Annotated in this window: 30 protein-coding genes; 12 read left to right on the forward strand and 18 right to left on the reverse strand. The window is 67.7% G+C overall.

Annotated elements, in window-relative coordinates; translation table 11 throughout:
- Positions 1 to 9: 9 nt before the first annotated feature.
- Genes ACFYO1_RS16510 through ACFYO1_RS16520 form a run of 3 tightly spaced genes read right to left on the reverse strand, consistent with a single transcriptional unit; the run spans position 10 to position 1,695 of the window.
- Entirely contained in the window at positions 10 to 723 is a 714-nt protein-coding gene (locus ACFYO1_RS16510; RefSeq protein ID WP_387231279.1) for a hypothetical protein, read from the reverse strand.
- A 50-nt stretch (positions 724 to 773) separates the two neighbouring features.
- Positions 774 to 1,022: a hypothetical protein gene (locus tag ACFYO1_RS16515; protein ID WP_387231280.1), complete on the reverse strand. Its 249-nt coding sequence runs from the start codon at positions 1,020 to 1,022 to the stop codon at positions 774 to 776.
- 31 nt (positions 1,023 to 1,053) lie between these two features.
- Entirely contained in the window at positions 1,054 to 1,695 is a 642-nt protein-coding gene (locus tag ACFYO1_RS16520; protein WP_387231282.1) for an NAD(P)-dependent oxidoreductase, read from the reverse strand.
- A 116-nt stretch (positions 1,696 to 1,811) separates the two neighbouring features.
- On the opposite strand from ACFYO1_RS16520, the gene ACFYO1_RS16525 reads away from it, so the two are divergent.
- On the forward strand, positions 1,812 to 2,306 hold the full coding sequence (locus ACFYO1_RS16525) for a MarR family winged helix-turn-helix transcriptional regulator (RefSeq protein WP_387231284.1): 495 nt from the start codon (positions 1,812 to 1,814) through the stop codon (positions 2,304 to 2,306).
- Positions 2,307 to 2,373: 67 nt separating this feature from the next.
- On the opposite strand, the gene ACFYO1_RS16530 is transcribed toward ACFYO1_RS16525, so the two are convergent.
- Positions 2,374 to 2,829 (reverse strand): hypothetical protein, encoded by a 456-nt coding sequence (locus ACFYO1_RS16530; RefSeq protein ID WP_387231286.1) that lies wholly within the window; start codon positions 2,827 to 2,829, stop codon positions 2,374 to 2,376.
- Positions 2,830 to 3,193: 364 nt separating this feature from the next.
- Between ACFYO1_RS16530 and ACFYO1_RS16535 the strand changes: the two genes are divergently transcribed.
- Positions 3,194 to 3,517 (forward strand): type II toxin-antitoxin system Phd/YefM family antitoxin, encoded by a 324-nt coding sequence (locus ACFYO1_RS16535; RefSeq protein WP_387231287.1) that lies wholly within the window; start codon positions 3,194 to 3,196, stop codon positions 3,515 to 3,517.
- Entirely contained in the window at positions 3,514 to 3,921 is a 408-nt protein-coding gene (locus tag ACFYO1_RS16540; RefSeq protein WP_387231289.1) for a type II toxin-antitoxin system VapC family toxin, read from the forward strand. Before ACFYO1_RS16535 ends, ACFYO1_RS16540 begins: the two co-directional genes overlap by 4 nt.
- Positions 3,922 to 3,931: 10 nt before the next feature.
- Here the strand turns inward: ACFYO1_RS16540 and meaB are convergent, their stop codons facing one another.
- Genes meaB through ACFYO1_RS16555 form a run of 3 tightly spaced genes read right to left on the reverse strand, consistent with a single transcriptional unit; the run spans position 3,932 to position 9,194 of the window.
- On the reverse strand, positions 3,932 to 5,041 hold the full coding sequence (meaB, locus tag ACFYO1_RS16545; RefSeq protein WP_387231291.1) for a methylmalonyl Co-A mutase-associated GTPase MeaB: 1,110 nt from the start codon (positions 5,039 to 5,041) through the stop codon (positions 3,932 to 3,934).
- The gene (gene scpA, locus ACFYO1_RS16550) at positions 5,038 to 7,317 is read right to left on the reverse strand and encodes a methylmalonyl-CoA mutase (protein WP_387231292.1); all 2,280 of its coding nucleotides are present in this window, start codon (positions 7,315 to 7,317) and stop codon (positions 5,038 to 5,040) included. Before scpA ends, meaB begins: the two co-directional genes overlap by 4 nt.
- Complete coding sequence (locus tag ACFYO1_RS16555) at positions 7,317 to 9,194, reverse strand: methylmalonyl-CoA mutase family protein (protein WP_387231295.1); 1,878 nt, start codon at positions 9,192 to 9,194, stop codon at positions 7,317 to 7,319. The genes scpA and ACFYO1_RS16555 overlap by 1 nt, the downstream gene beginning before the upstream one ends.
- Before the next feature lie 181 nt (positions 9,195 to 9,375).
- Between ACFYO1_RS16555 and ACFYO1_RS16560 the strand changes: the two genes are divergently transcribed.
- Positions 9,376 to 10,056 carry a TVP38/TMEM64 family protein gene (locus ACFYO1_RS16560; protein WP_387231296.1) on the forward strand — a complete coding sequence of 227 codons (681 nt, stop codon included), beginning with the start codon at positions 9,376 to 9,378 and terminating at the stop codon, positions 10,054 to 10,056.
- Positions 10,057 to 10,288: 232 nt separating this feature from the next.
- Here the strand turns inward: ACFYO1_RS16560 and ACFYO1_RS16565 are convergent, their stop codons facing one another.
- The 3 genes from ACFYO1_RS16565 to ACFYO1_RS16575 form a co-directional block, all read right to left on the reverse strand.
- Positions 10,289 to 11,191 carry a S1C family serine protease gene (locus ACFYO1_RS16565; protein ID WP_387231899.1) on the reverse strand — a complete coding sequence of 301 codons (903 nt, stop codon included), beginning with the start codon at positions 11,189 to 11,191 and terminating at the stop codon, positions 10,289 to 10,291.
- A 254-nt stretch (positions 11,192 to 11,445) separates the two neighbouring features.
- The gene (locus ACFYO1_RS16570) at positions 11,446 to 11,733 is read right to left on the reverse strand and encodes a hypothetical protein (RefSeq protein ID WP_387231298.1); all 288 of its coding nucleotides are present in this window, start codon (positions 11,731 to 11,733) and stop codon (positions 11,446 to 11,448) included.
- A gap of 235 nt (positions 11,734 to 11,968) precedes the next feature.
- Positions 11,969 to 12,349: a VOC family protein gene (locus ACFYO1_RS16575; RefSeq protein ID WP_387231300.1), complete on the reverse strand. Its 381-nt coding sequence runs from the start codon at positions 12,347 to 12,349 to the stop codon at positions 11,969 to 11,971.
- 166 nt (positions 12,350 to 12,515) lie between these two features.
- Here ACFYO1_RS16575 and ACFYO1_RS16580 point away from each other — a divergent pair, with 166 nt between their 5' ends.
- The 6 genes from ACFYO1_RS16580 to ACFYO1_RS16605 all read left to right on the forward strand — a co-directional run bounded on the left by ACFYO1_RS16580 (position 12,516) and on the right by ACFYO1_RS16605 (position 18,778).
- Positions 12,516 to 13,340: an amino acid-binding protein gene (locus tag ACFYO1_RS16580; RefSeq protein WP_387231302.1), complete on the forward strand. Its 825-nt coding sequence runs from the start codon at positions 12,516 to 12,518 to the stop codon at positions 13,338 to 13,340.
- A gap of 124 nt (positions 13,341 to 13,464) precedes the next feature.
- The gene (locus ACFYO1_RS16585; protein WP_387231304.1) at positions 13,465 to 14,343 is read left to right on the forward strand and encodes a metal-dependent hydrolase; all 879 of its coding nucleotides are present in this window, start codon (positions 13,465 to 13,467) and stop codon (positions 14,341 to 14,343) included.
- A gap of 43 nt (positions 14,344 to 14,386) precedes the next feature.
- Complete coding sequence (locus ACFYO1_RS16590) at positions 14,387 to 15,250, forward strand: metal-dependent hydrolase (RefSeq protein ID WP_387231306.1); 864 nt, start codon at positions 14,387 to 14,389, stop codon at positions 15,248 to 15,250.
- A complete protein-coding gene (locus ACFYO1_RS16595; protein ID WP_387231307.1) occupies positions 15,247 to 16,785 on the forward strand; it encodes a flavin-containing monooxygenase in 1,539 nt (512 codons plus the stop codon). Before ACFYO1_RS16590 ends, ACFYO1_RS16595 begins: the two co-directional genes overlap by 4 nt.
- The gene (locus tag ACFYO1_RS16600; protein ID WP_387231309.1) at positions 16,782 to 17,723 is read left to right on the forward strand and encodes an SDR family NAD(P)-dependent oxidoreductase; all 942 of its coding nucleotides are present in this window, start codon (positions 16,782 to 16,784) and stop codon (positions 17,721 to 17,723) included. The genes ACFYO1_RS16595 and ACFYO1_RS16600 overlap by 4 nt, the downstream gene beginning before the upstream one ends.
- A gap of 11 nt (positions 17,724 to 17,734) precedes the next feature.
- Positions 17,735 to 18,778, forward strand: a complete 1,044-nt coding sequence (locus ACFYO1_RS16605; protein ID WP_387231311.1) for a 2Fe-2S iron-sulfur cluster-binding protein — start codon at positions 17,735 to 17,737, stop codon at positions 18,776 to 18,778.
- Here ACFYO1_RS16605 and ACFYO1_RS16610 read toward each other — a convergent pair whose 3' ends face one another.
- Genes ACFYO1_RS16610 through ACFYO1_RS16620 form a run of 3 tightly spaced genes read right to left on the reverse strand, consistent with a single transcriptional unit; the run spans position 18,779 to position 20,694 of the window.
- Positions 18,779 to 19,507, reverse strand: coding sequence for a TetR/AcrR family transcriptional regulator (locus tag ACFYO1_RS16610; RefSeq protein ID WP_387231313.1), 729 nt, complete (start codon positions 19,505 to 19,507; stop codon positions 18,779 to 18,781).
- Between the two features lie 57 nt (positions 19,508 to 19,564).
- A complete protein-coding gene (locus tag ACFYO1_RS16615) occupies positions 19,565 to 20,503 on the reverse strand; it encodes a CorA family divalent cation transporter (protein ID WP_387231315.1) in 939 nt (312 codons plus the stop codon).
- Between the two features lie 2 nt (positions 20,504 to 20,505).
- The gene (locus ACFYO1_RS16620; protein ID WP_387231317.1) at positions 20,506 to 20,694 is read right to left on the reverse strand and encodes a hypothetical protein; all 189 of its coding nucleotides are present in this window, start codon (positions 20,692 to 20,694) and stop codon (positions 20,506 to 20,508) included.
- A 491-nt stretch (positions 20,695 to 21,185) separates the two neighbouring features.
- Between ACFYO1_RS16620 and ACFYO1_RS16625 the strand changes: the two genes are divergently transcribed.
- A complete protein-coding gene (locus ACFYO1_RS16625) occupies positions 21,186 to 21,524 on the forward strand; it encodes an ArsR/SmtB family transcription factor (protein WP_387231319.1) in 339 nt (112 codons plus the stop codon).
- Between the two features lie 93 nt (positions 21,525 to 21,617).
- Positions 21,618 to 22,148: a DUF3558 family protein gene (locus ACFYO1_RS16630; protein ID WP_387231321.1), complete on the forward strand. Its 531-nt coding sequence runs from the start codon at positions 21,618 to 21,620 to the stop codon at positions 22,146 to 22,148.
- A gap of 3 nt (positions 22,149 to 22,151) precedes the next feature.
- Here ACFYO1_RS16630 and ACFYO1_RS16635 read toward each other — a convergent pair whose 3' ends face one another.
- From ACFYO1_RS16635 to ACFYO1_RS16655, 5 genes are all read right to left on the reverse strand, one after another.
- Positions 22,152 to 23,873, reverse strand: a complete 1,722-nt coding sequence (locus tag ACFYO1_RS16635) for an urease subunit alpha (protein WP_387231323.1) — start codon at positions 23,871 to 23,873, stop codon at positions 22,152 to 22,154.
- Between the two features lie 109 nt (positions 23,874 to 23,982).
- Positions 23,983 to 24,297 (reverse strand): urease subunit beta, encoded by a 315-nt coding sequence (locus ACFYO1_RS16640; protein WP_387231324.1) that lies wholly within the window; start codon positions 24,295 to 24,297, stop codon positions 23,983 to 23,985.
- Positions 24,298 to 24,359: 62 nt separating this feature from the next.
- Positions 24,360 to 24,662 carry an urease subunit gamma gene (locus ACFYO1_RS16645; RefSeq protein WP_107656465.1) on the reverse strand — a complete coding sequence of 101 codons (303 nt, stop codon included), beginning with the start codon at positions 24,660 to 24,662 and terminating at the stop codon, positions 24,360 to 24,362.
- An 80-nt stretch (positions 24,663 to 24,742) separates the two neighbouring features.
- Entirely contained in the window at positions 24,743 to 25,189 is a 447-nt protein-coding gene (locus tag ACFYO1_RS16650; RefSeq protein ID WP_387231327.1) for a PaaI family thioesterase, read from the reverse strand.
- A gap of 181 nt (positions 25,190 to 25,370) precedes the next feature.
- Positions 25,371 to 26,084, reverse strand: a complete 714-nt coding sequence (locus ACFYO1_RS16655; protein WP_387231329.1) for a hypothetical protein — start codon at positions 26,082 to 26,084, stop codon at positions 25,371 to 25,373.
- Positions 26,085 to 26,142: the final 58 nt, after the last annotated feature.

Consider the following 26,142-nt stretch of genomic DNA (forward strand, 5'->3'; position numbering starts at 1 on the left):
CGGGGCAGGTCAAGAAGTCGGCGGTGGTGAACTGCTGGGTTTGCCGGCCGAGGTCGTCGGCGGCGGAACATCAGGCCCGGTGGTCGAATTCGGCGTTCTCGGTGGTGTCGACGTGGCCGGAGGCTGCGTTCCAGGCGGACCGGTCTTGTCGGTTGACCCCGATGGGGTGAACGGGATCTCGTGCGCGATCGCATCCTTCATCCGGTCGCGTACCTCGTCACGCTCTTCGGATCGCCGGTGCAGTGTGCTGCGCGGGGAACTGCCGCCGGTGACGGGGATATCGCCGGCCACCGGAATCAAGGTGTACCAGTCCTGGTCTTTGCTGTAGCGCGCGGCGATCAGATACGACTGGCCCAGCGCGAGCAATTCGTCACCGTTTTCGACCACCACCGTCCGATCTTTCAGACCACCTCGCTGATTGACGGTGACCCTGCCGACCGCCGCGCCCTTCAACCGCTCGGTCACCTCCACCCCGAACTGCGACTCGAGCTGTCCGCGACGTTCGGTCGATCCCATCGACTCGACAACCTGACCGAAAAAGATGTCGCTCGCCGCCCCGGCCACCGCAGCCGGATTGCCGAGATCTATCACGCTGCTGGAGTTGAGGTAGGACGTCGACGGCACGATGGGCGGCCCCTCCTCGATCGAACATGCCCCCGCCGCAACAAGTACGGCCCCCGCCGCCGACAACACCACCGATCGCACGCGCTTCTTCACGGTCATCGTCACCAATATGCCGTTCTGCCAGTCGTTCTGGCCCCATTTATCCCGGATCAAAGGGTCAGGGTGATGGTGTCGATACCGGCGTTTTCCTGTAATGAGCCGAAATAGAAGCTGACTTGAGAGCCCGGGGACAACATGTGCACGATCTGGACCAAGTGCTCGCGGGATTCGGCGGTGTACCAGTTGGTGACGCCGTACGGTCGCCGCTCACGGGCGACGAGCGAGCCGGCCTGGTCCAGCCGCTCGATCACGCCGCTGCGCACGATCGCCTGCCAGCAGGGGCGCTCCGATTCGGTCATCTGTACTTCCTCTGCGTCCGGTGGGCGGCGATCAGGCCGCACCCACGGTGAATCTGGTGCGGCGATGCACGGGGTGCTCGGCCTCGTCGAGTAGCGCGACCGCGAAGTCCTCCATCGAGATCCCCGAGCTGCCGTCGGCGCGGATGAGCAGTTCGTCGACGCCGCGGCGGTAGGTACCGGTGCGTTCCCCTGGCACCAACTCGGCCGGTGGGCTCAAATACGTCCAGTCCGTGACGGTTTCGGCCCGGCACAGAGCGAGCTGGTCTGCGCAGGCCTGGGCGATCGGGCGCAATTCCGCTGGGAAGTCCGGGGTTTCGTGCAGCGTCGCACCGTCTGCGTCCGGCACCAGCAGTGTCGCCGCTCCGCCGACGATCAATAGGCGGACCCCGTTGTGCGCCAACGCTTTCAATAGTACCGAGGTCAGGGCCGGGAGTTCGTGTTCCTGACCGGACGGCGGCCGGGTCGCGGTGATCGCGAGATCCTGTCCGGCGGTGAGGGTTACGACGTCGTCGAGGTCGGCCGCGTCGCCGATCCGCACTACGGCCCCGGCGGGCACGGCCGCCGCCCGCGCCGGGTCCCGGATCACCGCGACGACCTCGTGACCGCGCCCCAGCGCCTCGGCCACCACCCTGCTGCCGACATCCCCCGCCGCGCCGAACACCGTGATGCGCATGATTCGTCCTCCTCCGGACTCGTTCCGCGTTGCTTAGCACTAAGTAACTTAGCTCAGCGCTGAGCAATTCCGTCCATGAGATACCTCACCGCTGAGCTATTCGATAGAGTGCGATGGTGACCGATCATGTCGACCGCGTGCTCGCGCAATGGCAGGCTCAACGACCCGACCTGGACGTGTCCCCCATGGCCGTGTTCGGGCGGCTGTCCAGATTGACGCAGCTCACCGGCTCCGAGCTACGTAAAACCTTTGCCGCCCACGGCCTCGACGCCGCGTCGTTCGACGTCCTGGCCACGCTGCGACGCAGCGATCCGCCACACAGCCTGACCCCGACCGAGCTGATGCACGCGTCGATGGTCACCTCCGGCGCCATCACCCAGCGCCTGGATCGTCTCGAAGAACGTGGTCTGGTGCGCCGGTCACCCAGCGAATCGGACGGCCGCGGCATCCAAGTGTCACTCACCGACGCGGGCCTGCGGCTCATCGATGACGCGCTCCCCGACCACGTCGCCACCGAGCAGCGGCTGCTCGATCCACTCACCCCGAAGCAGCGCGCGGCACTCGCCGACACGTTGCGGGTGCTGCTCGAATCCCTCGGCGACGCAATTTAATTCGACGCGAGCCGATTTACTCCTGCGCGCCGGTCGATCTCGCGCAGCGCCTCGATGGGCGCGCCGGTCAGGCCCGAGGCAGCGCGGCGACCAGTCCGCGAATGTAGTTGACACGCTGCTCGGTGTCGAAGACCTGCGCGCGGTCGGTGATCTTGACCTGGGTCGCGTAGTAGAACCCGGCCCCCTGCACGCTCACCTGGACGAACCCCTGGATCTTCTCCTCCTTGACCGCCAGGAACAGCAGCCCGAGCAGGCAGAAGACCATCAGCAGCACGGCCAGCACGATCGCATACGACGGAATGCGCTGATCGACGCTCGTCTGATTGGTGACGATCCACGTGGTGCCCGCTAGCGGATGCTGCCCGGACGGCGTCAGCACCTGCGTGCCGGTACATCCGATATCCCCGACGGTCACCAGCACCGGCTCCGGATTCCACTGCGGCGGAGGCGGTTCCGGACCGGCCACCCACTGCGGCCGAACCAGGCCGGATTCGGACGGACGCGCAATCGCCTCATCGGACATCACCAGCACCTCCTTTGCCGTTGCCGAGGGCAAGATCCCCCGCACACATCGGCTGGCGAGTCCTCGTCGCCGCGTCATCGCCAGCTGAGGAACCTTCCAATCTACTACTCGTCAATACTGCTCGACAACTAGCAGATACCCGGCAAATATCGGCCGGAAGCGAGGATTGCGCAGGTAATACCACGTAACACCGCCGCCCGAGGCGGCACGTATGCCATCACTCCGGCCCACGGGCGACCGATCAGCACTGGGTGCGTTCCCAGCGGACCGGGCAGTGCGTTGATCAGCGGCTCGGCGCGACACACTCCGAGCGGGCACGCTGGGGAGGTCGACAGAGTGGGTTGAATCTGTCTAGACTGTCCAGATGGGGCGGATTCAGCTAGAGATGGAGACAGAGACGGTGCAGTGGCAGGTTCAGGAGGCCAAGCAGCGGTTCTCGGAAGTGCTGCGCGCGGCCGAGTCGGACGGGCCGCAGACCATCACCCGCCACGGAGATGCGGTGGCCGTGGTCATCGACATCAACGAATACCGCAGGCTGATGCGACCCGACATCAGCTTTGTCGACCGTCTTTTGGTGACCTTCGCGGGCCTGGGCGACGACGTGGCCGACGTGATCGACGAGGTCGAGAACGAGCGGCAGCACAGCAGGCCACGCGAGGTCGACCTGTTCGAGGACCCGGCAGAGTGAGTTACCTCCTCGACACCAACGTCCTGTCCGAGCTCATGCGTCCGAAGCCCTCGCCCGCGGTCGTCGACTGGTTCGGCCGGACAAACCACGCCAAGCAATGGTTGAGCGTCATCACCCTCGGCGAGCTACGCCGAGGAGTCGCACTGCTGCGCCACCGTGGCGGCAATACCAGGGCGGACAAGTTCGAGCAGGCGATCGCGGACATCGAAACTCGGCACGGCGACCGCATATTGCCGATCACCACCGAGGTCATGCGGGTGTGGGCGCGGATCAGTATCCGGCCGATCGATATGGCCGATGGACTCATCGCTGCGACCGCGTTGGTGCATGGTCTCGCCGTGGTTACCCGGAATGTGAAGCACTTCCAGGAGACCGGAGCCGCGGTGCTCGACCCGTTCGGGTGAGCACCGGGGCTCAGTGGGTGTCGAAGGCGCGCAGGAGTTCTTCGGCGGCGAGGGCGGCGGTGAGGGTGCCCTCGCGGACCTGGCTTTCCACTTGGGCGCGAATGGCTTTCACGCGGGGATTGTCGGCCAGACGGCGCAGGAGCTGGTCGTGCACCATGGTCCAGGTCCAGTCGATCTGCTGACGGCGGCGCTTCTCGTCGAATTCGCCCGCGTCGGTGAGGACTCGGCGGTGCTCGAGCACGGTGGACCAGAACTTGTCCAGGCCGGTGCCTTCCAGGCCACTCATGGTGAGTACCGGTGGGCGCCACAGGGCGTCGTGCGGATGGATCAGGCGCAGCGCGCCGGCCAGCTCGCGGGCGGCGGACTTGGCCTCCAGCTCGTGCTTGCCGTCGGCCTTGTTGACCGCCACCAGGTCGGCGAGCTCGAGCACGCCTTTCTTGATGCCCTGCAACTGATCTCCGGTGCGGGCCAGGGTGAGGAAGCAGAACACGTCGACCATGTTCGCGACGGTGACCTCGGATTGGCCGACACCGACGGTCTCCACCAGGATCACGTCGTAACCTGCGGCCTCGAGCAGCACGATGGTCTCGCGCGTCGCCTTGGCCACGCCGCCGAGCGTGCCCGCGGTGGGCGACGGACGGATATAGGCGTTGCGCTCCACCGAAAGTCGCGCCATCCGGGTCTTGTCACCGAGGATGGAGCCGCCGGTGCGGGTGGACGACGGATCGACCGCGAGCACCGCGACCCGATGCCCCTTGCCGATCAGATCCATGCCGAGCGCGTCGATGAAGGTCGACTTGCCGACGCCCGGAACACCGGTGATACCAACGCGATTCGACACCACGGTGTTCACGGAGCTGTGCTGGTCCGGCGTCAGTTTCAGCAGCAACCGCTGCGCGAGATCCCGGTGATCCGCGCGCGTCGATTCGACCAGGGTGATCGCCCGCGCGAGCGCGGCCCGCTCACCCGCGCGCACGGCGTCCGCCATCGCGTCGATGTCGATAGTCCGCCCCGCCGACCGTCGGCCGTTGCCGGCCGGCGCACCGGGGCGACCCGCGTCGGACGAATCCGATCGAAGGTCGCCGCCGGCCGAGGGAGTGACAGCGTCGTGCTCGCTCATTCGCCCTCGGCGGAACCGCTGCCGGACCCCAACTCGGGATGACCGAGCTCGGTGGCCAGCTTCTTCAGCAGATCGATCGCGGCGTCCGCGATGACGGTCCCCGGCGGGAAGATCGCCGCGGCGCCCGCCTCGTACAGCGCGTCGAAATCACCGGGCGGGATGACACCGCCGACGATGACCATGATGTCGGGTCGCCCCGCATCGGCCAGCGCCTGCCGCAAAGCGGGCACCAGCGTGAGGTGGCCGGCCGCCAGCGAGGACACGCCGACCACGTGCACGTCGTTGTCCGCCGCCTGCTGCGCCACCTCTTCGGGGGTCTGGAACAGCGGGCCCACGTCGACGTCGAAGCCGAGGTCGGCAAAGGCGGTGGCGATCACCTTCTGGCCGCGGTCGTGACCGTCCTGCCCCATTTTCGCGACGAGGATGCGCGGGCGACGGCCTTCCGCCTCGGCGAACTCCTCGACGAGATCGCTCGCCCTGGTGATGTTGCTGACCTTCCCTGCCTCGTCGCGGTACACACCGGAAAGCGTACGGATCTCGGCCTGATGGCGGCCGTAGACCTGCTCCAGCGCGTCGGAGATCTCGCCGACGGTCGCCTTGGCACGCGCGGCGTCGATGGCGAGGGCCAGCAGGTTGTTCTCCATGCCACCCGCGGAAGAGGCTGCGGCGCGGGTCAATTCGGCCAGCGCGCGCTCGACCTCGGCCGAATCCCGGTCGGCGCGCAGCTGCCGCAGCTTCTCGATCTGCTCCGCGCGCACCCGCGAGTTCTCGACCTTGAGGACTTCGACCTGCTGGTCCTCCTCGGCCTGATACTTATTGATGCCGATCACCGGTTGCTGCCCGGTGTCGATCCGCGCCTGCGTGCGCGCGGCGGCCTCCTCGATGCGCAGCTTCGGAATGCCCTCGCCGATCGCCTGCGCCATCCCGCCGTGCGCCTCCACCTCGGCGATGTGCGCACGCGCCCGGTTGGCCAGCTGATGGGTCAGCCACTCGACGTAATACGAACCGCCCCAAGGATCTACGGGCCGGGTGGTCTTGGACTCCTGCTGGATGAGCAGCTGGGTGTTGCGCGCGATGCGGGCGGAGAAGTCCGTCGGCAGGGCGAGCGCCTCGTCCAGCGCGTTGGTGTGCAGCGACTGGGTGTGCCCCTGGGTCGCGGCCATCGCCTCGATGCAGGTGCGCGCGACATTGTTGTAGGCGTCCTGCGCGGTGAGCGACCAGCCGGAGGTCTGCGAATGGGTGCGCAGCGACAGCGATTTCGAGCTCTTCGGCTCGAACTTCGCGACCAGCTCGCTCCACAGCAGCCGCCCGGCGCGCAGCTTCGCCACCTCCATGAAGAAGTTCATGCCGATGGCCCAGAAGAACGACAGCCGCGGCGCGAACTTGTCCACCTCCATGCCCGCATCGATACCGGCCCGGATGTACTCGACGCCGTCGGCGAGGGTGTAGGCCAGCTCCAGGTCGGCCGTCGCGCCGGCTTCCTGAATGTGGTAGCCGGAGATGGAGATCGAGTTGAACTTCGGCATCTTCGCGCTGGTGAACGCGAAGATGTCGGAGATGATCCGCATCGAGGGCTTCGGCGGGTAGATGTAGGTGTTGCGGACCATGAACTCCTTCAGAATGTCGTTCTGAATGGTTCCGGCCAGCTGCTCCGGCCCGACGCCCTGTTCTTCTGCCGCAACCACATACAGCGCGAGGATCGGCAGCACCGCGCCGTTCATCGTCATCGACACGCTGACCTGGTCGAGCGGGATGTGATCGAAGAGCTGACGCATGTCGAGGATGGAGTCGATGGCCACCCCGGCCATGCCGACGTCACCCTGCACACGCGGATGATCGGAGTCGTAACCGCGGTGCGTGGCCAGGTCGAAGGCGACCGACAGACCCTTCTGCCCGGCCTGAAGATTGCGGCGATAGAAGGCATTCGAGTCCGCGGCGGTGGAGAAGCCGGCGTACTGGCGGATGGTCCACGGCTGGTTGACGTACATCGTCGGGTAGGGACCGCGGACGAATGGCGCGACGCCGGGCACGCTGTCGAGCGGATAACCCTCGGCCACAACGGCGTCCCGATCGGCCTTGGTGAATACCGGTGGCACGTCGATGCCTTCGGGCGTCGACCACACCAGCTGCTCGGGCGCGTAGTGATTCGCCTTCGCGGCCTCGGCGACGAAGGATTCCACCTGCGCCGAGTCCACGGCCGCGCGCTCGGGCGCCCGCTCGGTGAGCGGCACCTCGGCGAAATTGCCTATCAGGTGCTTGATTTCACGAGTAGTCATCAGGCTCCCACCTTCTCCAACAGGCCGGACAACGCGGCGACCGCATCGATCCTCGCCGCGAGGAATCCGTCCGGGCGCTGCGCGTCGGCCAGCTCGGCCACCGCCTTCGCGGCGCCGGCCAGCAACACCGTTTCCACGCCGGCCGCCCGTAACTGTTCCACCGCCGCACCGGCTTCCGCGCCGTAGCGCTTGTCCGAACCACACAGGACCGCGATCGGCGCGCCGGCCTCGGTGGCCGCCGCGGCTATGGCGTCCACCGCCAATGGTCCGGGATTGACCGACTCGATTCCACCGGAGGCCAACAGGTTTGCGATGAAGGTCACTCGAACGTTGTGCTCGGCCACCGAACCGAGCGGCACCAGCAGCGCCTTCGGCCGCACGCCGCGCTCGGCCAGATAGGCGTCGGACCGGTTGCGCAGCGCCTCGAACGTGGCGCCGTAACGCGCCACCCGGTGGTCCGCGCGCGCGGCCTCGGACAGCGGTGGCTCGGCCAGGTTCGGGAACTCGTTCACCCCGGTCACCGACGTCTTCCGGTGTGCGACATCGGAATCGCGGGCCGTCTTGGTTTCCGCGATGCGCTCGGCGAGCAGCCCGGAGTCGAGCGCGGCGAGATAGCCACCCGCCGCCTCGATTTCCTGCATGAACTCCCACGCCTTCGCGGCGAGCGCGCCGGTCAGGTCCTCGACGAACCAGGAACCGGCGGCCGGGTCCTGCACGAAGCCGAGGTGGGATTCCTCGAGCAGCAGCAGCTGGGTGTTGCGCGCCATGCGGTCCGCGAACGACTTCGAGACGCCGAGTTCGCCCGCGGGCAGCGCCGAATCGAAGGTCAGCACGGTCACCGCGTCCGCCCCGCCGACCCCCGCGCCGAACGCCGCGAGGGTGGTGCGCAGCAGGTTCACCCACGGATCGCGCTGGGTCATCATGGCCGCCGAGGTGACCGCGTGCTGCGGTGCGCCGCCGAAATCCGGTGCGCCGCAGACATGCGCGACGCGGGCCCAGAGTCGGCGGGCGGCCCGGAATTTGGCCACCGTGGCGAACTGGTCGTCGGTGGCGGCGAACCGGAAGGTCAGCTGCTCCAACGCATCCGCGATATCGAGTCCCTCGCTGAGGGCGCGCAGGTAGGCCAGGCCCGCGGCGACGGCGGCGCCGAGTTCTTGCGCGTCGGAGGCGCCCGCGTTGTGGAATACGGTGCCGTCCACGGTGATCGCGCGCACCGTCTCGGCCCGCGCCACCGCGCCGGCAGCCAGGGACACGGTGTCGGTGAGCTCGATATCGGCGACTCCGGCGAACCGGCTGGTGAGCGGCGCGGCACCGAGCCAGACCCGAATATCCTTGCGGGCGGCCGCTTCATACCCGTCGAGTGCCGTGTACAGCTGTGCGGTCGCCTCGGCGGTCGCGGTGCCCGCGTCCAAGGTCACCGGGGCGAGGTCGAACAGAAGTCCCGACAGCGCGGCGGTCAATTCCGCCACCGGCACGCCGTTTTCGCCGACCCCGAGCCACACGGCGCTGACGCCGTTGCCCAGGCCGGCCATGATCTCCCGGTTCACCGCCGCCGCGTCGCGACCGTCGAAGCGCGCGCTCACGTGCCAGCCGCGATCCACGTCGCGGGTGGCGTCGCCGCCGCGCACGAACGGATACGCGCCCGGCAGCGACTGCTCGGGCAGTTCGTCCCGGCGCGTGTACAGCGGGGCGATGGTCAGCCCGTCGTAGGTCGTCTCATCGAGCAGATGCTCTGGTTCCGCCGGCAGTTCGGCGATCTCGACCCGCCGGACCTTCGCCAGCACCCCGGCCACGCCCTTACGCCACTCGGCGAACTGCGGCACCGGATCCGCGCCCGTGGGCGCCGATCCCGGTCCGGGCTCTGAAGCAATCGGCATAGCTTGCTTTCCTCTTCCACTCGACTGCAGGCGCACCCGTCATGTGTGCCGAAACCGCCGTATTCGCCCAGTTCAGCGACCACTTTGGTTAACGAGCATTCGTCCCGTTTCTTCTGATGCTAGCGGGAGCTCTGCAACGTGTTGTCCCCTAGTACCAGTACCACCCGGTAACCTGGCCCCGGTGACCAGGCTGATCCGTGACCCGCGCGTGCTGGCGTTGCTCGCCGGCCTCGTCGTGTTGTTCGTCGCCGCGATGCTGGTCCCGCTGCCCAGCCCGCGCCAGATCCAGGACTGGGCGACCTCGGTCGGCCCGGTCTTTCCGTTGTTGTTCTTCGTGGTGCACGCGCTGGTGACGGTCGCGCCGATCCCGCGCACGGTGTTCACGGTGAGCGCCGGTTTGCTGTTCGGTCCGGCGCTCGGCATCGTCCTCGCCGTGGGCGCGACCACGGTCAGCGCGGCCCTCGCGCTGCTGCTGGTGCGCGCGCTGGACCGCGAACAGGTCGCCTCGCGCCTCACGCATCCCGCCGTACGCGCCGTCGACGATCGGCTGCGGCGGCGCGGCTGGCTGGCCGTCGGCTCGCTGCGGCTGATCGCCGCCGTCCCGTTCTCGGTGATCAACTATTGCTGCGGACTGTCCTCGATCCGCTTCTGGCCGTACATGATCGCCACGCTGATCGGCGTGCTCCCCGGCACCATCGGCACGGTCATCCTCGGCGATGCCCTCACCGGCACCACGCACCCCGCGTTGATCGTCTTCTCCGCCGTCCTGATCGCCGTCGGCTTGATCGGCCTGGTGCTCGACGCGCGCTGGGCCACCGACGCTGTCCCACTCACCGAGGAACCCGTAACGGTCCCCGAATAGTCACCTCCCGCAGGCTCGGCGTAAAGCATGGGTGGGTTCCCCGCACACCCTTCGATTCCCCGCACACGGAATCGCATGCGAATCGATATGCGGCACGTCAGGAGATATGCGGCCGGTCAGGACGCACGCGGCAGGTCAAGACGCACGCGGCACGTCAAGACGCACGCGGCACGTCAAGACGCACGCGGCAGGTCAAGACGTACGCGGCAGGTCAGGAGGTATGCGGCCGGGTTCAGTCGATGGCCAGCTCGATGGGGACGGCGATGACGTCGACCATGGCGTCGTTGCGCAGGACGGTGACGGGGAGTTCGATGCCGATGGCGTCGGCGAAGAGTTGGCGTTGAATGCCTTGCGCGTCACGGACTTCCGCGCGGGCGACGCTGAGCACCAGGTCGCCGCGGCGGAGGCCGGCCCGCTCGGCGGGGCCGCCGCGCACGACCTCCATGATGCGGACGCCGGCGGCCTGACCGGTGCGGGCGGCCACGGTGGCGGGGAGCGGGGCGGGCATGCCGACCAGGCCGAGGTAGGCGCGGCGGACACGGCCGTCGGTGTGCAGGGCGCCGATGATGCGGCGGGTGGTCGCGTTGATCGGAATGGCAAGGCCGAGACCGATTCCCGCGACGGCGGTATTGATGCCGACCACGCGCCCCGCCGAATCCGACAGCGCGCCACCGGAATTGCCGGGGTTGAGGGCGGCGTCGGTTTGGATCACGTCCTCGATCACCCGCCCCGCGCGGCGCGAGGCGACGGGGACCGCACGACCCAGCGCGCTCACCACGCCCGCAGTGACCGATCCGGCGAGTCCGAGCGGGCTGCCGACGGCGACCACCAGCTGGCCCACGACAAGGTGGTCCGCGTCCCCCAGCGTGACCGCACCCGGTGCGCCATTTCGCGAACGCAGCACCGCGAGGTCCGACAGCGGATCGATACCGACGACATCGAATCCGGCCTCCACCCCGTCCGCGAATACCACCTCGCCGTTCGTGGCCGACCCGATGACGTGCGCGTTCGTCAGCATGAATCCGTCATCGGTGAACACCACCGCCGACCCGCTCCCCCGTCTGGTGCGCACGCTGGCGACATGCGGGGTGACCGACGCGGCGACCCGAATCACGGTGCGCGAATAGGCATCCATCGCGGCGTCATCGTCCACGTCGACCACCACCCCTGATTACACGTTCACACCAACCCCTCCAGCATGCCCGCACTCTGCGTGCGGCGCACCGTGTTCACCGGAGGCGCAACCAAGTCGACCACTCGCCGTCATCTCGACGGCCCCGGGCGCCGTGGCGTGCGCTGCGCACTCTCACCCCAGGTCGCAGCGTGCCGTACAAGAATCCTATACGCGCCAAGTCGACCGAAGTGCTTGGGGATCAACGCGATTCGAAGTCAGGCGGCAGGGCTCATGGTGGCGCCCTCGAAGAACTCGGACTCGGTCATGCCGAGTCGGCGGGTGACGAGTTCGAGGGCGAGACGCAGGACTTCCTGCGCGGTGGGGGCCACTACCTGCGACTGCTCGAGGCGGGTGGCGCCACATTCGACGCGGACCCGGCAGCGCCAGCCGGACCCGGTCGGGTACGGCTGGGGCCGGCCGATGGCAACGCTCATGCGCACGCCATCCCGGAGGAACTCGTTCGTGGCCAGCAGATTGTCGTCCGGCGTGATCATTATGGTCATTTCACGCACGTCCCATCACAGGCAATGTTGCAGCTACAAGTCGGTTCCTCATCGGATGCTCCCGGTATTACTCAACAGGCAGGGCACTTACGACTATCGGTTTGGCACGAATCTAACCCGATAGTCGTAACTCCGCAACATTTGAGCAAACATTTTGTCACAGCCGCGGCTCACCGGCCGGAAACCGCGCAGAACTCGGCGCGCCGAAATCGGCCCGAGGGCGGGGCCCGGCAGCTCAGAGCTCCGGCAGCCGGCGCCGCAGCAGGCAGAATTCATTGCCTTCCGGATCAGCCAGGACATGCCAGCTCACGTCGTCGCCCTGGCCGACGTCGACCGGCTTGGCGCCGAGGGCCAGCAATCGCGCCAACTCGGCGTCCTGATCGCGGTCGGTGGGATTGAGGTCGATATGCAGCCGGAGTTTTCCGTTCCGCGGCTCGTTGCTCGGACTGAGAATGAGGGTGGGCTGCGGTCCGCCGAAACCTTCGGCAGGCCCGATCTCGATGCTTCCGTCGCCTTCGCGATCGAGCTCGACATAACCGAGAACTTCACTCCAGAAAGCGGCGAGCCGTTCGGGGTCGGCGACGTCGAGGACCAATTCGGTAATGCGGGCAGCCATAGCGTCAGTGTACGTATCCGTAACTGTGCCCCCGGCCACGCGACCCGGCCCCTGTGTTCGGCATCACGGCGTAAACCCCTGCCGCTCAACGGCTTCCGTTCCGATTTCACTGCGGTGTTACACATTCGGCACGGGTTCGGAAATGATCACCGCCGACGCTGAGCGCATGCGTCCGATCCGAGCACGACATCGTGTCCAGGCGCTGGCCTGCGACGTGTGCGGCCGATTGCCGCATCCACACCGGGCGCGCTTGACGCTGGCCAAATTGGCCGCGGTATTCCCCGTTGAACTCGGGTTGCACGCGCTCGTAGTGCATTACCACCCCGCCTATCTGATTACCGTCGCCATGCTGACGATCAGCACGACCGTGCTCGTCATCTGGGTCGTCGAGCCCTCCGCCACCCGCGTGCTGGGTGCGTGGCTGCACGCCCCCGAACTCCGCAGCCGCGACGACGTCGACCGGGCGCCCGCCCTGTGGCGCATCCGGGTCCGGGTCGACGATCGCCCCGGACAGCTGGAGGCACTCACCGGACACCTCGCCCGCCGCGGCGCGAACATCCTCAATGTCCATGTGCACCAACTCGAATCGGGCGTATTGGACGAGCTGGTCGTCGCCGCGCCGGCCGGTGTCACCCCGGACACGCTGACCTCGGCGATCGTGCACGGCGGCGGATCGTCGGTGCGCATCTGGCCCGCCTCCGCCTTCGCCCTGATCGACGGCCAGACCAAGGCCCTCGGCATCGCCGCACGCGTCGCCGCCGACCCCGACGAACTCCCCCTCGCCATCGCCGAACTGCTCGGCGCCCGCTACCTCACCCCCGGCAGCTACGTCCATCGCGACCTCACCTTCGACGGAACCACCCTGGTCGTGCCGTGGCAGGCGGATCGACCGCTGATCTTCACCCGCGCCGACGAGCCGTTCACTCCGGCCGAGAACGCCCGCGCGCACCGCCTGACCGACCTCGCCCGCAGCATCACCAGACACCGCTGAGCCACAGTCACAACAGAATTCCGCCTACCTGCGTTATCGCAATCACCTCTTGCCGTAACCGTCTGAGACGGTATCGTACTAGTAGTACCGCGTACTGACGGTACCGAGCTCAATGAGGTGCGAGATGACCGAGCAGAGTGTGCGCAGCAAGGAACGCACGGGCAACGGATACCCGAGAGCGAGGCGAATCAGATTCCGTTTCGGCGAGCCGATACCCATGTCGAAGTACTACGCCGGCGGCGACATGGTGTTCAGCCACTTCATCGCCGGATTGTCCGCCGGGTTCCCGCCCGGCGAGGAGTCGTTCATCCGATCGGTGCGCCGGTTCGCGGACCAGATCACCGACCCGGTGCTGAAGAAGCGGGTCGCCGGGTTCATCGGCCAGGAGGCGATGCACGGCCAGGAACACCGGCGGCTCAACGAGAAACTGATCGAGATGGGTTACGCCATCGAATGGCTGGACGCGCCGGACGTCATCGAACGGCAGAAGCGGTTCGAACAGCGCCTCCCCGCCCGCCTGCACCTGGCCGCCACCGCGGCGGCCGAGCATTACACGGCGGTACTGGCCGAGCGCGTGCTGTCGAGTCCGGAGATCCAGGCCCTGGCCGGTGACGATGAAGTCCGAAACCTGTTGAACTGGCACGCTTTCGAGGAACTCGAGCACAAGTCGGTGGCCTTCGACGTGTATCGCGCGGTGGGCGGCACGGAGACGATGCGCATCCTCACGATGGCGACCTTGGTCGCGCTGACCCTGCCGCTCACCGCGGTCACGCTCACCGCGTCGATCAGCCGCGACCCGGACGCACGGCGCTACCCGCTGAGCCTGGCCCGGGAGGCGTACACGCTGTTCCGCGGGCCGGTGTTCCGGGGCATCGGCCGCGAACTGGTGCTGTATCTGCGGCCGGGCTTCCATCCCGACGACATCGACTCGCGAGAGTTGCTGCAGCGCTGGCAGAAAGAGCTCTTCGGCACCGAGGGCAGCCTCGTCGACCACCTGAAGTAACCGATCCCTCAACCGAAAAACACAGGAATCAACGGAGATTCACATGACTTCCAGCGCGCACAAGACCAGCGCGGGCGGCTACCCGAAGGTACGGCGGATGAAATTCCGCTTCGGCGAGCCGGAACCGATGACCAAGTACTACGCCGGCGACGACATCGTGCTCAGCCACCTGGTCGCGCTGCTCTCGGCGGTCTTTCCGCCCGGCGAGGAATCGTTCATCCGATCGGTGCGCCGATTCGCCGAGCAGATCACCGATCCGGTGCTGAAGAAGCGGGTCGCGGCGTTCATCGGCCAGGAGGCGGTGCACGGCCAGCAGCACGGCAGGTTGAACGAGCAGTTGTTCGCGCTCGGCTATCCGCTGCCCCGGTTCGTGAGTCAGCGCGGAGACCTCGTGCAGCAAGCCGAGCGGCTGGCCCCGCCGGCCGCGCACCTGGCCATCACGGCCGCCGCCGAGCACTACACCGCGGTATTGGCCGCGCGGGTGCTGTCCAGTCCCGAAATCCAGGAACTGGCAGGCGATCCGGAGGTACGCAACCTGCTCAACTGGCACGCGCTCGAAGAGCTGGAACACAAGTCGGTGTCCTTCGACGTGTATCGCTCGGTCGGCGGGCCGGAGTGGCTGCGGATCGCGATCATGTCGGTGCTCTACGCGTTCACGATCCCGGTGGTCGGCCTCGGGGTGCTCGCCTCGATCCTCGCCGATCCCCAGGCCTGGCGGCCGATCACGGTGACGCGGCAGTCCTATCGGCTGATCCGCGGACCGATCGTGCGCGGGCTGCTCAGCGAGATCCAGGTGTATCTGAAGCCGGGCTTCCATCCGGACGACGTGGACACCGGCGCCCTGCTGCGGCAGTGGCAGACCGAATTGTTCGGCGCCGAAGGCGCACTCGTGGATCGCGTCCGATGAGCGCCGTGCTGCCCGACCACGAGGTTGTCGTGGTCGGAGCCGGATTCGGCGGCATCGGCGCCGCTATCGCCCTGCAACGCAAAGGCATCCACGATTTCGTCATCGTGGACAAGTGGGATCGGGTGGGCGGGACCTGGCACGCTAACACCTATCCCGGTGTGGCTGTAGATATCCCGTCGTTCATCTACAGCTTCTCCTACGAACAGCGCGGCGACTGGTCACGAATCTTCGCACCCGGCACCGAGTTGCGCGACTACGCCGAGAGCATGGTCGACAAGTACGGCCTGCGGCCGAAACTGCGATTGAACACCACGATCGTCTCGGCGGTGTTCGACGCCGAGGACAGTCTGTGGTTGCTCGGCACCGACGGCGGCCGCACACTCACCGCGCGCTACGTGGTGATGGCGATCGGCGGACTGGAACGGCCGAAGATGCCTGACCTTCCCGGCCTGCAGGACTTCGGCGGCACCTTGATCCACACCGCGCTGTGGGACGACGATGTCGCGCTGGCCGGTAAACGAGTCGCGGTGATCGGGACCGGCGCGACCGCGTTGCAGTTGGTGCCCGCCATCGTCGACGAGGTCGAGCACCTGAGCGTGTTCCAGCGAACGCCGATCTGGGTGTTCCCGAAAACCGATGCCGCGGTAGGCCCACTCGGTCGCGCGGTGCTCGAACGTCCGTGGGTGCGGTCCGGTATCCGCATGATCGGCACCATCGCGACCGAGATCGGCATGGGCGGCATGGTGGCCGGCCCGACCTGGCTCTCCGACGCCGGTCGCCGGCTGGCCGAGATCCCGGCGCGGCGCTGGATGCGTAGACAGGTGCACGACCCGGTCGTCCGGGAGAAGCTGATCCCGTCGTACGGGCTCGGCTGCAAGCGGCCGTCGATGTCGAACGAGTACCTGTCCACGTTCAACCGGCCCGATGTCAGTCTCGTCACCGACCCGATCAGCCGCATCGGCGAGCGCGGGGTCGTCACCGAGGACGGCGTGGAGCATCCGGTCGACGTGCTGATCTGTGCCACGGGATTCAAACTGTGGGAGAAGGATTCGATACCGCCGTTCCCGGTGACCGGTCGCGACGGACTCGATCTCGGCGAGTTCTGGGACCGGCATCGATTCCAGGCCTACCACGGCGTCTCGGTCCCCGGGTTCCCGAATATGTTCACCATCACCGGCCCTTACGGTTTCGTGCTCGGTTCCTACATCTGGATGATCGAGGCGACGGCCGCGCACCTCAGCCGGGCCATCGCCGAGACCAAGCGGCGCGGCGCGACCGAGTGCGAGATCAGCAGGCGCGCGCACGACGAGTACTTCGCCAAATGCCTGCGCCGCCAGGAGAAGAACTTCCTGTTCACCTCCACGTGCGCCGGATCGAACACCTACTACATCAACAGTCACGGCGATTCGCCGTTCCGGCCTTCGACACACGGCGAAATGTACTGGCAGAACCGGCACTTCGATCTCGACGACTACCACTACCGCCAGTCCGTGCCCGCTCCGCGGACCGGCGCGATCCTCGAGGAATCGGTATGAAGATCACCAACATCCGCCCCGAACTGGTGGTGGTGACCGGCGCGGGCAGCGGCATCGGCCGCGCCATCGCCATCCGGTTCGCCAAAGCCGGTGCGCACGTGGTGGTCTCGGATCTGGATCTGGATTCCGCGCTGGCCACCGAGGCGATGATCCACGCGCGCGGACGGCGGGCCTCGGCGGCGCGGCTCGACGTGACCGATCCGCACGCGTGGGAGGCGTTCGCCCGGGACGTGCTGGCCGATCACGGCGTGCCGGATGTGCTGGTCAACAATGCCGGCATGCTGGTCAGCGGCGCGTTCGTGGATCTGACTCCGGCCGACTGGGATCGGCAGCTGAGCGTGAACCTGCTCGGCGTGGTGCATGGCTGCCGGGTGTTCGGGCAGCAGATGATCGACAATCGCAAGCGTGGGCACATCGTGAATATCGCGTCCGCGGCGGCGTTTACGCCGACGCCGGTGATGTCGGCGTATTCGGTGTCCAAGGCCGGGGTGAAAATGCTCACCGAGTGCTTGCGACTCGAGTTCGGGCCCAAGGGAATCGGGGTCAGCGCGATCTGTCCCGGGGTGATCAACACCAATATCGGCGAGCACGCGGTGACGGTCGGGGTCGATCAGGAGTTGGTCGCGCGGGGTAAGGAGCTGGCGCGGCGAGTGCAGGACGTCGCCGCGCGGCTGCCGTTCTCCCCGTTGAGCCCGGATCTGGTGGCGCGGGCGGCCGAACGCGCGGTGCGCTACGACCTCGCGGTGGTGCCGGTGCGGGCCGAGGCGTGGCTGGGGTACTTCATGCTGCGCATCGCGCCGGGCGTGAATCGGCGGATCACCCAGCCGTTGGACGTCGAGCGGATCGAACGGCTAGGGCGGCGGGTGCTCCGGTTGATCGATCCCACCGCGGCGAATCCGGCCGTCACGCAGCCGGTGTCGACGCCGATCGAGGTGTGAGGGGTAGGACGATGAACGCGGACAACGGTGTGCGCGTCCATGTGCTGAAGGTCGGCGCGGTGATCGAGGAAACCGCCGATGCCCGCACACTGGTCTTCGAAGTGCCCGAGGAACTGACCGAGCGGTTCCGGTATCGGCCCGGTCAGTTCCTCACCCTCCGGGTGCCCAGCGCACGTACGGGTTCTGTGGCCCGGTGCTACTCGCTGTGCAGCAGCCCGCTTTGCGATGATCGAATTGCGGTGACGGTCAAGCGAACCGCGGGCGGCTACGCCTCGAACCTGATCTGCGACACCGTCGCGGTCGGTGATCTGATCACGGTGCTGGAGCCGGCGGGCGCGTTCGGGCCTCGCGATCTGGATGCGGATGTCCTGCTCTGCGCGGCGGGCAGCGGCATCACCCCGATCCTGTCGATCCTCAAGTCCATGTTGGTCGGCGGGAGCGGGAATGTCGCTGTGCTGTACGCCAATCGGGACCGCGAGTCGGTGATCTTCGCGGACACGCTGGACAGCTGGGCACGCCGCTTCCCCGAACGGTTACAGGTGCTGCACTGGCTCGAATCGGAACGTGGGGTGCCGACCGCGGATGCGCTCACCGACCTGGTGCGCCGGTATCGCGACCGGGAATGGTTCCTGTGCGGGCCTGCGGGATTCATGGCGGTCACCGAAGCGGCCGCCGCCGGGTTGCGGGTCCCCCGCGTCCACACCGAGGAATACCGCTCCCTGCAGCAGAATCCGTTCGACCAACCCGTCCGCGCCACGCCCGCAAGGCCATTGGGTGACACCGCGGTCGTCGAGGTGGAGATCGACGGGGAAACCCATGTCCTGGACTGGCCCAAGCAGACTCCCCTGCTGGATGTGCTGCTGGACAACGGAATCGACGCCCCGTACGTGTGCCGCGAGTCGGCCTGCGGCACCTGCGTCTGCTCGGTGAAGGACGGCCGGACCCGGATGCGGCAGAACGAGGCCCTCATCGACGACGAGATCGCCCTCGGGTTGACCCTCGCCTGCCAAACCCTCCCGGAGTCGCCCAGGGTGCACATCGCCTTCGACCAGTGACTACTCCGCCTCGAACGCGAGATGCGCCGGCTTGTCCACGTCGAGGGGCAGGTTGTTGAGTTCGGCGACCCCGTCGAGCATGTTCCGCGCGATGATGCTCACGTGCTGGGCGAACCGCTCGGTCGGCATCGGCTCGGCCTTCGACCGGTTGGCGCCGAGCCACCAGTCGGTGGCCGAGCCGACCGCGCCGAAGATGGCGTAGGCGGTCAGCTCCAGGCTGCCGGTGTCGACGTTCTGCCCTTCGAGCCGCTCCTCGATCATCTGCGCGGCCAGCAGCGCCGACCGCTGCGCCACCTCGATGGCCCGTTCCGGCTGCTCGGCCTGCTGGGCCAGCCGGCTGTGCACCAGGAAGCGGAACACGTCGGGCTGCTCCTCCACCACGGCGACGTATTCCGCGATGGCGGTGCGGATCAGCGCGGCCACCGAATCGGTGGTCAGGCTGATCTTCGCCAGCACCCGTTCCCACAGCATGCTCGGCACTCGCTCGAGGATCGCCAGGTACAGATCGGTCTTGTCCGCGAAGTGCCGGTACAGCTTGGGCTTGGCGCAGCCCGCCGCGCGCGCGATGTCGTCCATGCTCACGTCGGGCCCGTGCTCGGCCAGCGCCCGGAACGCCGCGTCCACGAATTCCTCGCGCACCTGCTCCCGGTGCGCGCGCCACCGCTCGGTCCTGGCGTCCGGACGCGGCTGCGCGGCGGAAGCGGGTGGGCTGCTACCGGCGGCCGTCATGCTTGTCATGATATTGAATCCCGGGCTCGGTCACGCGGTTCGGGCCCATCCGCACGGTCAGCGCAGCCAGCCCTTCCGTTTGATGTAGGCCAGCGGGATGACCGCGGCGACCAGCGTCATGAGGGTGGTGGCGAGGAAACCGTGCTGCCATTCCAGTTCCGGCATCCAGGTGAAGTTCATGCCGTAGAAGGTGGCGATCAGGGTGGGCGGCAGGAAGACCGCGGTGATGATGGTGAACACCTTGACGATCTGATTCTGTTTGACGTCGAGCCAGGTCATCACCGATTGCTGAAGGTAGCGGACCTTGTCGTGTTCGAAGCCCGCGTGCTGTTTCACGCCGTCGATGTCGGCGACGAGGATGGCCAGCAGGCCTTCCAGGTCGGCGCTGTGCACGGTGAGATCGGCCATCAGATGCCTTGCGGCCCGGGCCAATTGGAGTTGCGTCTCCTGGGTGCGGGAGACGATCTCCTCGGCGGCGTTCATCCGGGACACGATGCCGCGCATGTCGGCGACGCCGATCTCGCGGCCGCGCGCGTCGTACCCGTTGGTGGCCATCTCGATTTCGTCGTTCATCGCCTCCAGCGCGTCGCTGGCGTAGTAGATGACCCGCTCGGAGGCCTCGTTCAGCGCCCACAGCAGCGCGTACATCACGCCGTGCGCGGAACCGGTGAGGGTCGGGTTACGGCGCATCTTGGCGATCGCCTTGTCGAACGGGATGAAGTGCTCGGCGGGTTGCAGGGTCACCAGGAACTCCGAACCCAGTGCGAACACGATGGTTTCGCGTTCGATGGCGTCGCCGCGTTTGTAGTTGGCGACGACCGGGAGGTAGAGGAAGTTGTCGGTTTCCCAGACCCGGTTGCGCGCGGCGGCGAAGTCGACGCCGAGCCGCTCGCGCAGCACCGCGGCGGTGTCCGCGTCCGCGGTCGCCAGGGGAATCCAATGTTGTTGCAGGACTTCGGTATCGAACCGGTCGGCGGGCACGGCGACGGCACGCATCGCTACCGGCCGTAGGAGGCGTGGGCGGGCGAGACCGACGAGGAACCGACGGGCGCCTGCGGGTGCGCGTAGTGCATGGTCAGCAGTCCCGCGCTGATCAGCAGATAGAGCCCGACCGTGAACCAGATCGACTGACGCTCCAGATTCGGTGCGCGATGCGGTGTTTCGGCCCTCTTGAACATGGTCGCCATGGCGGAACTCCAATGTTTCGTAGCGTCTGGTGGTGACGGCGCCCGCTGCCGCGGGCCGAGTGTCCGGACGCGCACAGCGGGCAGCCGCGCCCGGTGCCGGTGCGCCGTCCGGGACGGCCGCACCGACCTACACGGACCGATGCGACGTGCGCCGGTCCCGGGTCGGAGAATGTCGATAATTCGGTGCCGCGTCAGGCGATCGGACGGCCGCTCTGCTCGGCCGCGGATCGCGCCGGCAGATCAACGACGAACCGGCACAACCCGTTTCGCTGAGGCGGTCCGGCTATGGACGTCGATACTGTCAACCGGCATCAGCCGCTCACCCCGCTTCGTTGGTTGCTCATCCGCGCAGAATTGCGCACCCATAATTAGAAACCCGCCGCCCTACGTTCGTCAATCAGTTGCGCAAGTATTCGACTGCGTGTCACGCTACGGTCAGGGCGGCCTCGCGCATTCGCGGCTCGCAATCGCTCCCGGTGGAGGAGGCGGAGGTGACCGACGACGTCGAGCCGGGCCCCCTCCCGGCGGCTCGACTCCAGGACGCGGCAACGGTTTTCGGCATGCTCGCGGCCACCGCCCGGCTACAGATCCTCTGGTTGCTCAGCCAGGGCGAGCGCGACGTCGGCACGCTGGCGCTCGATATCGGCCAAACGGTGCCCGCGGTCAGTCAGCATCTGGCCAAGCTCAAACTGGCCGGCCTGGTCCATGTGCGCAAAGAGGGCCGGCGCAATGTCTATACGATCGCCGATCCCGGCATCGCGGACATCGTGCGCCTGGCGTTCCGGCACCACCGGCTGCACGGCGGGCAGCTGCCCGAGGGGCTCGACTGAGAGCAAGATCGCCCCTGCTCAGGTCGCATCTCAGCAGGTCAGTGGGTACCGTGACCTGGTCTGACCCGTTAATGATCCAGAAAGGGAGCGGTGATGCACCCGTTCTCTGTCCGTAATGCCGGACTTGCCGTTATCGCCCTGGCCGGATTGGTGACGGGATGTAGCAGCGCGAGCACGCCGGACGCCGCCCCCGCGGCGTCCGCGAACCCGTACGCCGACTGCGCGCCGCTGACCAACCAGCAGATCGGCGACGCGGTCCGGGCCGCCAGTCTGACCACGCACCACACACCCCAGGTGTGCTACTGGGAGGCGCAGGTCGGCGACGGCGACGCCACCGTCAGCTTCGCCTACTCCGCGCAGGACTCGCTGCAACAGCTGTGGGACCGCGCCCGCGCCGACGGCTTCCAGACCGAGCACATGGTGATCACCAAGCACGTCCTCGGCACCGTCACCGCGACCGCCTTCTACATCCGCAACCCGCACGACCCCGGCGACTGCGCCGTCACCGCCGCCGCCAACGGCGCCATCACCTGGCGCGTCCAAACCCATTCCCCCACAACCCCCCTCGACCCCTGCGCAGCCTCCCTCGCCCTGGCCACGATGATGGTCGACCTGTCGCCCTAAGCCTCAGAACAGGAAATAACGCTGGGCCATGGGGAGTTCGGTGGCGGGTTGTTCGGTCCAGACCTCGCCGTCGATGCGGACGGTGAAGGTGTCGGGGTCGACTTCGATGCGGGGCATGGCGTCGTTGTGCGGCATGTCGGTTTTTTTGCGGTCGCGAACGTTCTTGACGGGGGCCAGTTTTCGGTTGATCCGGAGACGGTCGGCCAGGCCGTCGTCGATGGCCTGTTCGGAGACGAAGTGCAGTGAGGTGGCGGCCGCGGCGAGGTGGGCGGCGCCGAACATCGGCCGGGGCAGCACCGGCTGGGGGGTCGGGATGGACGCGTTGGCGTCGCCCATCGCGGCCCAGGCGATGGCGCCGCCCTTGAGTACGGCGTGCGGGCGTACGCCGAAGAACGCGGGTTCCCACAGCACCAGGTCGGCCAGCTTGCCGACCTCGACGGAACCGATCTCGTGGTCCAGGCCGTGCGCGACGGCCGGGCAGATGGTGTACTTCGCGATGTAGCGCTGGACCCGGGCGTTGTCGGCGGCGCCGTCGCCGGGCAGCGCGCCGCGGCGGCGCTTCATCACGTGCGCGGTCTGCCAGGTGCGCATGACCACCTCGCCGATGCGGCCCATGGCCTGCGAATCGCTGCCGATCATCGAGATCGCGCCGAGGTCGTGCAGCAGATCCTCGGCCGCGATGGTGGACGGGCGGATCCGGCTCTCCGCGAACGCGAGGTCCTCCGGGATGGACGCGCTGAGGTGATGACACACCATGAGCATGTCCAGGTGCTCGTCGAGGGTGTTGACCGTGTGCGGGCGGGTCGGGTTGGTCGAACTGGGCAGCACGTTGAGATGTGCTGCGACAGTGATGATGTCGGGCGCGTGACCGCCGCCCGCGCCCTCGGTGTGGTAGGCGTGGATGCCGCGGCCCGCGATGGCGCCGAGGGTGTCCTCGACGAATCCGGCCTCGTTCAACGTATCCGAGTGCAGCGCCACCTGAACGCCCGCCGCGTCGGCGACGGTGAGGCACGCGTCGATCGCGGCCGGGGTGGAGCCCCAGTCCTCGTGCAGCTTGAATCCCGCTGCGCCGCCGCGCAATTGCTCCCACATCGCCTCGGCGCTGACCGTGTTGCCCTTGCCCAGCAGGACGATGTTCAGCGGCCAGCCGTCGGTCGCCTCCAGCATCCGGGCCAGGTGCCAGGAGCCGGGCGTGACGGTGGTCGCCTTGCTGCCCTCGGCCGGTCCGGTGCCGCCGCCGATCAGGGTGGTGATGCCGCCGCCGAGCGCCTCGTCCATCAGCTGCGGGCAGATGAAGTGCACGTGGCAGTCGATGGCGCCGGCCGTGAGGATGCGTCCGTTGCCCGAGATGATCTCGGTGGACGGGCCGACCACCAGGTCCGGGTGCACCCCGTTCATCGTGTCGGGGTTGCCCGCCTTGCCGATGGCGCAGATGCGTCCGTCCCGAATGCCGATGTCGGCCTTGATGATTCCCCAGTGGTCGATGATGACCGCACCGGTGATCACCGTGTCCGGGGCGCCGTCGGCGCGGGTCGCGCGAGCCTGGCCCATGGATTCGCGCAGCACCTTGCCGCCGCCGAACACCGCCTCCTCGCCCGCGAGTCCCGGCCCGCCGCTGCGATCCTCGGTGATCTCGACGAGCAGGTCGGTGTCGGCCAACCGGATTCGGTCGCCGGTCGTCGGCCCGAACAGTTCCGCGTACCGCGCCCGGCTCAGCTCAGTCATCGCGTCCCCTCCAGGGTTGCCGAATTACCGCACACCTGCTGATTTCCCGCACACCGAATCGCATGCGATTGCGTGTGCGGGAAATCAGCGGGTCTGCGACTGCGTGTGGTCACCGCGCGTCCAGGCGGCCGGGGGGTGGCAGGCTGATGCCGTGGACCTCGCGGGTGCCGCCGAGGGGAACGAGTGAAACGCGTTGGCCGAGGCCGGGTTCGAAGCGCACGGCGGTGCCCGCGGGGATGTCGAGCCGGTGGCCGTGCGCGGCGGCGCGGTCGAAGCGCAGCGCGGCGTTGGACTGCGGGAAGTGCACGTGGCTGCCGACCTGCACGGGGCGGTCGCCGGTGTTGACCACGTCGAGTTCGATCCGCTCGGCACCGGCGTTCAGCTCGATAGTGCCCTCGGCACAAAGGTATTCGCCCGGAATCATGCCGCACCCGCCGGTTCGAGGGCGGCGCGCCGGGACTCGCGATCGTGTCTCACGCGGCCCCCTCAGCCGATCGGATGGTGGACGGTGACCAGCTTGGTGCCGTCCGGGAACGTCGCCTCGACCTGGACGTCGTGGATCATCTCCGGCACCCCCTCCATCACGTCGGCGCGGGTGAGAACCGTTCGGCCCGAGGACATCAGCTCGGCGACCGAGCGGCCGTCGCGCGCGCCCTCCAGCACGTGATCGCTGATCAGCGCCACGGCTTCCGGATGGTTGAGCTTGAGTCCGCGCGCCTGCCTGCGCCGGGCCAGCTCGGCCGCGTAGCTCAGCAGCAGGCGTTCCTGCTCATGCGGCGACAATCGCATCCGGGCTCCTCGCCGGGTCGGGTGAACGGGTGACGGTCATTCTGGCACGACCGTTCCGGGAACGCGGGACGAGCGGCTGGTCAGCGCCGGACGGGCAGGTTCTGCAGCCGGACCTGGCCACGCGCGATCACCCGTTCCTGCTCGTCGGTGATCACCACCTGCCACAGCTGCTGCATGCCGCCGCGGTGGATCGGGGTCGCCTCGCCGTAGAGGTTGCCGTCGCGGACCGCCCGCAGGAAGTCGGTGTTGTTGTTCACCCCGACGACCGAGCCGCGGTCGCCGTACCAGACTCCGCCCGCGACGCTGGCGAGCGTCTCGACGACGGTGCAGCAGACCCCGCCGTTCTGCAGACCCGCAGGCTGGTACAGATGCGGCTTGACCGTCCACTCGCCGCGCACCCGGTCCGGGCCGATCTCGGTGTAGCGCAGGCCGATCAGGTCGCTGAACGTACCTTCGCTGACCTTGGTCATCTGCTCGGGCGTGATCGTCTCGAGCCAGCCGGCGGGCGGAGTCTGCTGATCTGTCATGTGGTCCACTTTTGCACAGCGTCGCGCGGCCGATTACCGCTGGCTCGGTTGATCCCGCCCGGAAGACAAAGCGGTGGGCCCCACTACTAGAAGCGGGGCCCACCGCGGCACGGATCGGGGGTCACCGCAGCCCTCGGGACTCTCGACCAATCCTTACGCCGGTTATGAGTATAGGTCAGGCTTACCTAACTAGGCAAGCCGTTGCTCGCCGGACCGGCAATCCGCGCTGCTCCAGGGCCGCCAACAGGCCTTGACCACGGCGGGTGCCGACCACCGCGTCGGTGCCGGCCAGGTCCGGCACGTAAGTCGAAGCGCCCGCGATGGATTCGCCGACGAGCAACCAGAACCGGCGCGCGCTCAGGCCCGAATAGCGCGCCATGCTCGACTGGATCAGCGTCAGCGACGGCTCGCAGCGATGCGCGAGCCAGACGTACATCGCGCCCTCGCACGGCAGGCTCACCGCGCCGCACTCCTCGGCCAGCGGATCGCCGTCGAGCACGCGAATCGTGGTGTCGCCCAAGCCCGCCCAGTCGATGCCGCCGTCGTTGTCGGTGTGGATCCAGAGGTTCTCCAGGCCCGGATCCCAGGCCCGCCCCTCGGCCACCAGCAGTGCGATCACGCGCCCGATCACGGCGTGGATGAGCGCGGTCGCCACCACCTCCGCCGCGACATCGGCGCGGATCATCTCCGCGGCGTGCCTGCGATACATCCGTTCGATGCGGCCCTCGCGCACCCCGTCGGCCAGCCGCCACCATCGGCGCTTGCCCTGCTCGACCATCGCCGCCACCGCATACACCCGCGGATGCTCGGGTTGCAGCGCACGCAACCTGGCACATGTGCGGTCGAACGCCAGCTGGTTATGGCGCGGCGGGCGGGTGGTCACGAGCTCGGGCATTGAGCCTCCTCGAGGATTGGCCGTAGCGGTGCGTACCGCAAGATAGGTTAGGCTTACC

The organism is Nocardia sp. NPDC006044 (assembly GCF_042871115.1).
In the GTDB taxonomy this organism is placed as follows: domain Bacteria; phylum Actinomycetota; class Actinomycetes; order Mycobacteriales; family Mycobacteriaceae; genus Nocardia.